8 protein-coding genes and 1 pseudogene are annotated in these 7,366 nt (G+C 45.2%); all 9 read right to left on the bottom strand.

The window, feature by feature from the left end; genetic code table 11:
- Positions 1-58: 58 nt before the first annotated feature.
- Positions 59-1,606: a histidine ammonia-lyase gene (hutH, locus tag AB4407_RS08145; RefSeq protein ID WP_372120152.1), complete on the bottom strand. Its 1,548-nt coding sequence runs from the start codon at positions 1,604-1,606 to the stop codon at positions 59-61.
- Entirely contained in the window at positions 1,584-3,404 is a 1,821-nt protein-coding gene (locus tag AB4407_RS08150; protein WP_372120154.1) for a glycosyltransferase, read from the bottom strand. The genes hutH and AB4407_RS08150 overlap by 23 nt, the downstream gene beginning before the upstream one ends.
- Entirely contained in the window at positions 3,397-3,759 is a 363-nt protein-coding gene (locus tag AB4407_RS08155) for a 3-hydroxyacyl-ACP dehydratase (protein ID WP_372120156.1), read from the bottom strand. The genes AB4407_RS08150 and AB4407_RS08155 overlap by 8 nt, the downstream gene beginning before the upstream one ends.
- A gap of 88 nt (positions 3,760-3,847) precedes the next feature.
- Entirely contained in the window at positions 3,848-5,236 is a 1,389-nt protein-coding gene (locus tag AB4407_RS08160; protein ID WP_372120158.1) for an AMP-binding protein, read from the bottom strand.
- 6 nt (positions 5,237-5,242) lie between these two features.
- Entirely contained in the window at positions 5,243-5,800 is a 558-nt protein-coding gene (locus AB4407_RS08165) for a septation protein IspZ (protein WP_269337348.1), read from the bottom strand.
- The gene (locus tag AB4407_RS08170; RefSeq protein ID WP_009848591.1) at positions 5,800-6,057 is read right to left on the bottom strand and encodes an acyl carrier protein; all 258 of its coding nucleotides are present in this window, start codon (positions 6,055-6,057) and stop codon (positions 5,800-5,802) included. Before AB4407_RS08170 ends, AB4407_RS08165 begins: the two co-directional genes overlap by 1 nt.
- Positions 6,058-6,067: 10 nt before the next feature.
- On the bottom strand, positions 6,068-6,328 hold the full coding sequence (locus AB4407_RS08175) for a phosphopantetheine-binding protein (RefSeq protein ID WP_009848590.1): 261 nt from the start codon (positions 6,326-6,328) through the stop codon (positions 6,068-6,070).
- 106 nt (positions 6,329-6,434) lie between these two features.
- Complete coding sequence (locus AB4407_RS08180) at positions 6,435-7,205, bottom strand: lysophospholipid acyltransferase family protein (protein ID WP_372120160.1); 771 nt, start codon at positions 7,203-7,205, stop codon at positions 6,435-6,437.
- Positions 7,202-7,366 (bottom strand): annotated as a pseudogene (locus AB4407_RS20915) (3-oxoacyl-ACP synthase); the annotation flags it as partial. The gene AB4407_RS08180 and the pseudogene AB4407_RS20915, both read right to left, overlap by 4 nt.

Below are 7,366 nucleotides of genomic sequence, written 5' to 3' on the forward strand. Positions count from 1 at the left end.
ATATTGCGTAAAGGGTTAGCTACTTTATGAAGTTAACTGCTCTATGAGGTTAACTACTCTATGAGTAAAGTGACCAATGCTGACTTTGAATACGAGAAATAAAGTGGCGTAGATCGCTTTCAAGTGGTCGATCTTCTACGATAAATTCAAACTCTTTGAGTACTTCGTCACGAATGTGCTTCAGATTTTCACTCATGTGATGTTCATCAAGCTCATTGTGGCGCTTACGAAGCTCAAGGGCTTGTGTACCCGCCAGAAGTGATGCCGCTGCAACTTGCTCAGTCAGTTCAAGAACGCGTAAGCAGTCACGAGCCGCAATGGTGCCCATGCTGACTTTGTCTTGGTTGTGGCACTCGGTTGAACGAGAGAACACACTTGCTGGCATGGTGTGTTTCAATGCCTCTGCTGTCCAAGCTGAAACGCCAATCTGTACTGCTTTGAAACCGTGGTTGATTGGTTTACGTTCGCCTTCAGCACCCGTTAGGTTGAAGGGCAAGCCGTTGTTGAACTTGTAATCCATCAGCTGCGCCATTTGGCGATCAAGTAGGTCTGCTAGGTTGGCTACCGCTGTTTTTAATGTGTCCATGGCCATTGCGATATGACCCCCGTAGAAGTGACCACCGTGCAGTACACGTTCATTATCGCCATCGATAATTGGGTTGTCGTTAGCGCTGTTGAGCTCGTTCTCAATCATTTGACGTAGCCAAGGTAGAGAGTCTTGAACCACACCGATAACATGTGGAGCACAGCGCAGAGAGTATCGATCTTGTAGGCGATCACTATTACGTGGTGGGCGATCTGCTTGTAAGTCATCACGTAGCCATGCAGCAACTTGCTGTTGACCCGGATGAGGCTTCACTGCAAACAGCGCTTCATCGAAGTGGAAATCGTTGCCTTGCATACCCACAGACACCATTGCGGTGATCTTAGTCGTTAACTGAGCTAGGTATTCTGCACGTTTGTAGGCAATACAAGCCAGCGCTGTCATCACTGATGTGCCATTCATCAATGCCAAGCCTTCTTTTGGCTTAAGTTTGATAGGGCTAATGCCTAGCTCTTTGTAGACGTCACTAGTAGGGCGAACCTCGCCTTTGTAGATGACATCGCGCTCACCAATCAGTGCAGCCGCCAGATAAGATAGCGGCGTTAAATCGCCACTGGCACCAACTGATCCTTCTTGAGGAATACGCGGTGAGATGTCTTGGTTAATCAGGGTTACGATCTGGTTGAGTAAATCATGAGTCACACCAGAGACACCTTGTGATAAAGAACACAAGCGTGTCGCTAATACGGCACGAGCTTGCTCATGCGACAGTATTTCGCCTAAACCACAGCCATGAAAGCGCGTTAGATGCAGTGGTAATTCGTCAACAAGGTTTGGCGGAATCGCAACGGTACATGAATCACCGTAGCCCGTTGTTACACCATAGATCACGCCTTCTTCTTTCAATAGGCGTTCTAAAAAAGCAACACCGCGGTCGATCTTTGATGTGAACTCATTACTTGAATTCATCGAGGCTTTTGCGCCTTGTGAAATAGCGACAACATCCTCAATCGTGAGGCGTTCGGCACCAAAGGTGATGCTATTTGGATTTTTTTTCGTCATGGTGCTTGCTCAATGTCCAAAAGTTAAAAAAGTTGTACCACTGAAGCGGTGCTTTCAGTGTGTAGTGCTGAAGTCGGTCTGCGTATTGTTGCACGACTTGCTTTAAAGATTGTTCGCGTGTCTTTCTAGGCAGCTCGATTTTGTCGCTAAAATGCTCAAAATAGACATTAAAGTGCGGTTTAGATTGTGAGTCATCACGTAAACCAAACAGCAAAAATACGGGTGCTTTGAGAATCGAGGCCAACATAAATGGTCCTTGAGGAAACGGAGCTTCCTTACCTAAAAACTCAGCCCATACCGAGCGGCTCTCTTTACTGGTTGAAGTTCTATCACCAACAATCACAATCCACTCGCCTTGCTCCAACTTCTGTTGTAACAAGATCGCCGTATCAGGCCCCATTGAAGTCACTTGAATCAAGTTTAAGTCAGACTGCGGGTTTACTGCTTTCATCACAGAGTTAAAACGCTCAGCGTGCTCTGTAAAAACCAAAGCATTGATTTTGATGTTCGAGTGTCTGCGACCTAAAGCGCGACACAATTCAATGTTGCCTAGGTGTGAGCCTAAAATCAGTACACCTTGTTGGTTTGCCACCATATTTTCGAATTGGTCTTGGCCATGAATAGTGAGGTTCTCTACTGAGAAATCGCCTTTCCATGCCGCAAGCTTGTCGAGCATCGTATGCCCAAACGAAAGCAGGTGATTATAACTGGTTAATTCAACGGGCAATTCAATATTCTGTTGCTCTGCGTATGTCTTAAGCTGGAATAGGTATTGCTCAGAAGCGTTTCGCGCGTGCTTGCCTGTCAAATGGTAGTAACGCATCACACCGCGCAAAATTAGGTTGAATACACCCCTGCCCAGTAGTGAGTACACTGCTAACAACAGTTTGATGCCGAGTACTGTGCCGCGCTCTTTAGTTCTGGACCAATGGAGCTGCTCAGTGTTCTTAGATGTCTGCTGAGACTGATGGTTTTCTGAAAATTGTGTCGAAGTCGTTGGGCGATCTTCAGAATCTGATTTGAAGTGACGAGCAATCAGCTTAGGGGCTCTTGGCAGCATACCGAAAAACAGTCGCGTATGCATCCAACTGATTTTTACGTTGTCCCACAGCGCATCGAAATGAGAGACACCATTTTCAGGGTAGATAACTTGGGTTTCAATGAAGTCAATGTCGCAACCTTCCCAGTATAGGCGAACCAGAATCTCGATATCGAAGTCCATTCTCGAACCGACATCGTATTTATTCAGTACTGTTTGTGTCTTATCGATTGGATACGCCCTAAAGCCACACATGCTGTCTTTAATCGAGAGAGATAGAGTTTCTATCCACACCCAAATATGTGTCGCGTAGCGCCCGTAGAGCCTTGCCTTCGGGACGCTATCGTCATAGACAGGCTGACCTGAGATCAGGCGCTGGGGCTTAGCTTGTGACGCTTCGATTAATGCGGGTAGGGCGTCTAGGTCATGTTGACCGTCAGCATCAATCTGAATGGCATGACTAAAGCCGAGCTCCTGTGCTCGTTTGATGCCAGCCTTTACGGCACCGCCTTTACCTTGGTTCTGTTCAAGCGTCACCAAGGTTACGTTTGAATTCTCTGCTAGGGGAGACAGAAACTGTTTTGTTGTGAGTTCACTGCCATCGTCAACGATGATGATCGGTAACTCAAAATGATGGAGTGACGACACCACAGCCGGCATGGTTTCGCCGTGGTTAAAGCACGGGATAAGGAAGCAAGCCTTGTAGCTGCTTTCTTTTGTGTGGTGTTGAGAAGCAGCCTCGACGGGAGTGCTATTCACTTTTCTCTCCCAGCTTCATTTTGCCTGAAGAGTGGGTCTGTTCACCGTTGTTTGAGGTGTAACTGAAGCTCAGCTTGTCTTTGTCAGCATCCCATTTGAGTGATAGCTGGATTGTAGCATCAGGCAGGATAGGTTCTTGGAATTTGATGACCTCCATGCCTTTAAAGTAACTAGGAACGTTCAGCTCTTCAATTGCATAGTGAAGTGCCCAATCGATTTGCGTGACGCCCGGAAGGATAGGGAAGCTCTTGAAGTGCCCCTTAAAGTCGGTGATATCTGCGCTAACATGGAGTGTCAGGGTTGATTCATTCTCTACCGTGTTTACAGCAATGATGTTTGGTTTTCTTTTATCCATAGGGCGTGCTTAGAATCCTTGAGCAAATATTGGTTCTTTGACAAAAATATAAAAAGATAATCTCAGTGTAAAATACGATCAGCGGTTTCTATGATTTTATTAGCTGTTCTATGTGAGATGTTAATCGCTTACCTTGGCTGTTAAGGGGAATCTCATCGACAATACGGTACTTTCTTGGGATTGCTATTGGCTCTAACCATTTTCTGAGCTCTGTACGCAGCATCAACCAAAATTTACCTTTACTCATGGTTAATAGAGCGGCTTGGCCTTCATCAGATAATACCAAAACGGACGCCAAAATTAAGCGCTCAGGTTCTTCAAATGGAATGACCACGCATTCGCTGATCCAAGGCAGTTGCTCTAGTCTCTTCTCTACTTCAACTAGTGATACTCGCTTTTCTTCTATCTTGATCACTCGGTCGGTTCGGCCTTTCAATATAAATTGATTATTCGAGACCATTTCGCACTCATCGGCGGTTTGATACCAGTTATTTTTGTCGATGTACGGCGACAATAACTTAATGCAACTCTCACTATTGAGACTAGCCTCAATACAGTCAAACAGCTGCCAAGGCGTTTGCGCGCTCTCTTGCTGGCGAAATGCTATACCACCGGTTTCAGTGCTACCAAACACCTCGGTAGGTAAGTGGCCAAACAGATCTCGTGATTGATGAGCTGACTCGGTAGGCAATGGGCCACCAGAAGAGAACACACCAGCTAGATGTGTAGACTTAGACTCGTGTTTTAATCGTTTGAGTAGAGCTGGGCTGCTGATCAGCACACAGTTTTGATTTACGTGAGACAAGATCTGTTCTGGGTACTCAAGATTGTTTCGAGAAAATGGAACTCCAGAACAAAGCGGCCATAAGATTCGAAACAACAGACCATAGATATGTTGGTGTGAGACAGTGCTGTGGACTTGGTTGTCTTTAAGCAAGGCGCCCCAGTTTTTATCTAGCTGAGCGATTTCAATATCGAGATGTTCTAAGGTCTTATGAATGGCCTTTGGTGTACCGCTTGAGCCTGAAGTAAATAGGGTCAATTGGATTGTTGCCAAATCAATGGTCGTAAGCTCATCGGTTAGAGGCTTTTGTTCTTCGGTGTTTGAGTCCAGTAGTGTTTGGACATTACTAACCTCACAAACCTCAACGGCCCCAATAGAATCATCAACTAACAGGCTATCAAAATGCTCACTCAACTCGGCAAGCGCAAAAGGTTGGTAGTTACCCGGTAAGATGATGTGTTTGTTGCTGACTGCGCACGCTAAGAAGGCCACTGAAAACAGGTAGCTGTCTTGGGTGCAAATCGCAACTCGTTGAAAAGGGGATGAAGATAAAAGCTGTACGAGTTGAGATAAGTCGTCGTTAAATGTTTGCCACGAAATCTCGCTATTGTCGTCAAAGCAGACAATAGAATCAGGCGATCTGTTCTGACTGAGAAGTTCAGACAAGGAAGTGTAAGAGACGGTTTGTGTCATAACGATTTAACTCTGACGAATGCGCTGTCTTACTACCCACTCTCCTGCAAAGAGCAACCCTGCAAACAGATAGCTGAGTAAGCCATTGTATAGGGTCCATATTTCAAGAGGTTGGAAGCAGGTATAAAGGGCAATAGAGCCATTAATAACAAAGAACAGACACCAAACCTTGGTGACTGTTCGTGTGTAATCAACGCCACTTTGTGGAAGTTCTGGCTCTTGGAGGCGAGCAAGCCGCTCGATAATCGTTTGCGGTTGCCATAGGCTCAAGGCGAACACAACCAGCATACAAACATTAACGATGACGGGGTAATAAGTTAGCCAGCCGTGCTGTTTGAAGGTTAACCCTAATGCCAGCAGAACAATTCCGGCACTTCCGCTGATCCAAGCTAGGTGTTTTAGCTCTTTGATTTTAGCCTGACCACCGGTGAAAATGCGGACAGCAAAAATAGCGGCTAAGACAATACCAACGGTTTGTAGGCCAAACTTGTTGAGTCCAAAGTAAACCGCTATTGGATAAGTGAAAAGTATGATTGCCGACAGTAAAGTCAGCAGAGGACGCATTATGCGTCCTTCAATAGTTCAACCACAGACTCGACAACGTCATTAACGGTGCGTACTGCTTTGAACTCTTCAGGCTTGATCTTCTTACCTGTAACGTTCTGTAAGTGAACGACCAAATCAACGGCATCAATGCTGTCGAGGTCGAGGTCGAGATAAAGGTGTGCTTCTGGAGTGATATCTTCAGCATCAAGCTCAAACAGCTCGATAAGCGCATCTTTAACCTGGTTGAATACTTCTTGTTGGTTAGCTTGTGTCATAAAGATCTGTCTAGTTGTTCGTTTTAGATGAAATGTAGTTAGCTAGGTTTTCAACCGATGCAAAATGCTGGCGAGTGTTTGAATCGTCGGCATCGATAACAATGTTGTACTTTTTCTTGATAGCAAGGCCAAGCTCAAGGGCATCGATAGAATCTAATCCAAGTCCATCACCAAACAGTGGTGCTTCCGTTTCAATTTCATCAATGCTCATATCTTCAAGATTCAGTGCGTCGATAATCAGTTGTTTTAGTTCGTTGTGTAATGTTTCCACTTAGGCCTACTTAGTACTTTATCTAAATGCTACTTCAAGGGGGGCGATTCTACATTATGTGATGTATTTTCGAAACGCTGATATCACCAGTTGTTTTATTGATGAGCTAAATATTTTCTTCGGAAGGAAAAATAGTCTGTGCAAGGTGTTGATTGAGGCGCCTTGCTGCCGAAGTTAAGTTATTTGAATTCTCAATAAAGGGTGCGACGTCTATTTTACCTTTCACTGCGATATGAAAAAAGGGTTTAGTGGCAGGAACTTGATACCATTTTTTCTCTTTTGTTAAGAATGTCGGAGAAACTGTAATATGAATCACGCGTAAGTTGGTTTGTGTTCGTGTGGCAATTTGTGCCGCACCACGTTGTAAGGATGGTTCAATTCCTGGCGTTGTGCGAGTTCCTTCAGGGAAAACTAACAATACATTGCCACGCGAAAAGCGTTCTTCACAGCGTTCTAAAAGATCGTCAGGGGTTTGGTTGGGTATGTATCCCGCTGCTTTGACAATCCTCTTCATAAACGGGTTTTCCCATATTGCCGCTTTAACAAGACAATCACATTGAGGAAGTTGAGAGGCGATCAACACGTAGTCAATCAAGCTTGGGTGATTAGCGACGATGATGCAGTTGCGATCTTCGCGCAGCAGTTCGGCGCCATCAATTCGGTAGTCAATAGCCCCAGTGAACTTCATTATTTGGCAGAATGCATTGAATGAGAAACGGATTAATCGTTGTGCTTTGAGCTCTCTCTCAATGACATTACGAGTCGTTAGGGCGATCGAAGGTAAGATTAAGAAGCTTAAGACTAAGCCTCCCAAACCAAAGATGGTAAAGCAGAGCCCCGTTGCGAATACTCGCCAACATTGGCCTACTTTGCTCATTTCAGTGCACCTGTTTGGGCGTTATTGACCCAGGACCAGTTTTGATGCTTACCAGCAATAGTCCAATGCTGTGTTCCCAATAGGATATGTTGTAGCGTTTGTAGGCCTTGCGGTAAATCAGCTGCTGAGCTGTTACTAGCTATTGGTTTGCTAACGATTGG

Origin of the sequence: Vibrio sp. 10N.261.46.E11 (assembly GCF_041472735.1) — a bacterium.
In the GTDB taxonomy this organism is placed as follows: Bacteria; Pseudomonadota; Gammaproteobacteria; order Enterobacterales; family Vibrionaceae; genus Vibrio.

Bases quoted from the DNA above. Each gene is read 5' to 3' on its own strand.
- AB4407_RS08180 (WP_372120160.1), bottom strand. From the start codon at position 7,205: ATGAGCAAAGTAGGCCAATGTTGGCGAGTATTCGCAACGGGGCTCTGC.
- AB4407_RS08165 (WP_269337348.1), bottom strand. From the start codon at position 5,800: ATGCGTCCTCTGCTGACTTTACTGTCGGCAATCATACTTTTCACTTAT.
- AB4407_RS08155 (WP_372120156.1), bottom strand. From the start codon at position 3,759: ATGGATAAAAGAAAACCAAACATCATTGCTGTAAACACGGTAGAGAAT.
- AB4407_RS08160 (WP_372120158.1), bottom strand. From the start codon at position 5,236: ATGACACAAACCGTCTCTTACACTTCCTTGTCTGAACTTCTCAGTCAG.
- hutH (WP_372120152.1), bottom strand. From the start codon at position 1,606: ATGACGAAAAAAAATCCAAATAGCATCACCTTTGGTGCCGAACGCCTC.
- AB4407_RS08170 (WP_009848591.1), bottom strand. From the start codon at position 6,057: ATGACACAAGCTAACCAACAAGAAGTATTCAACCAGGTTAAAGATGCG.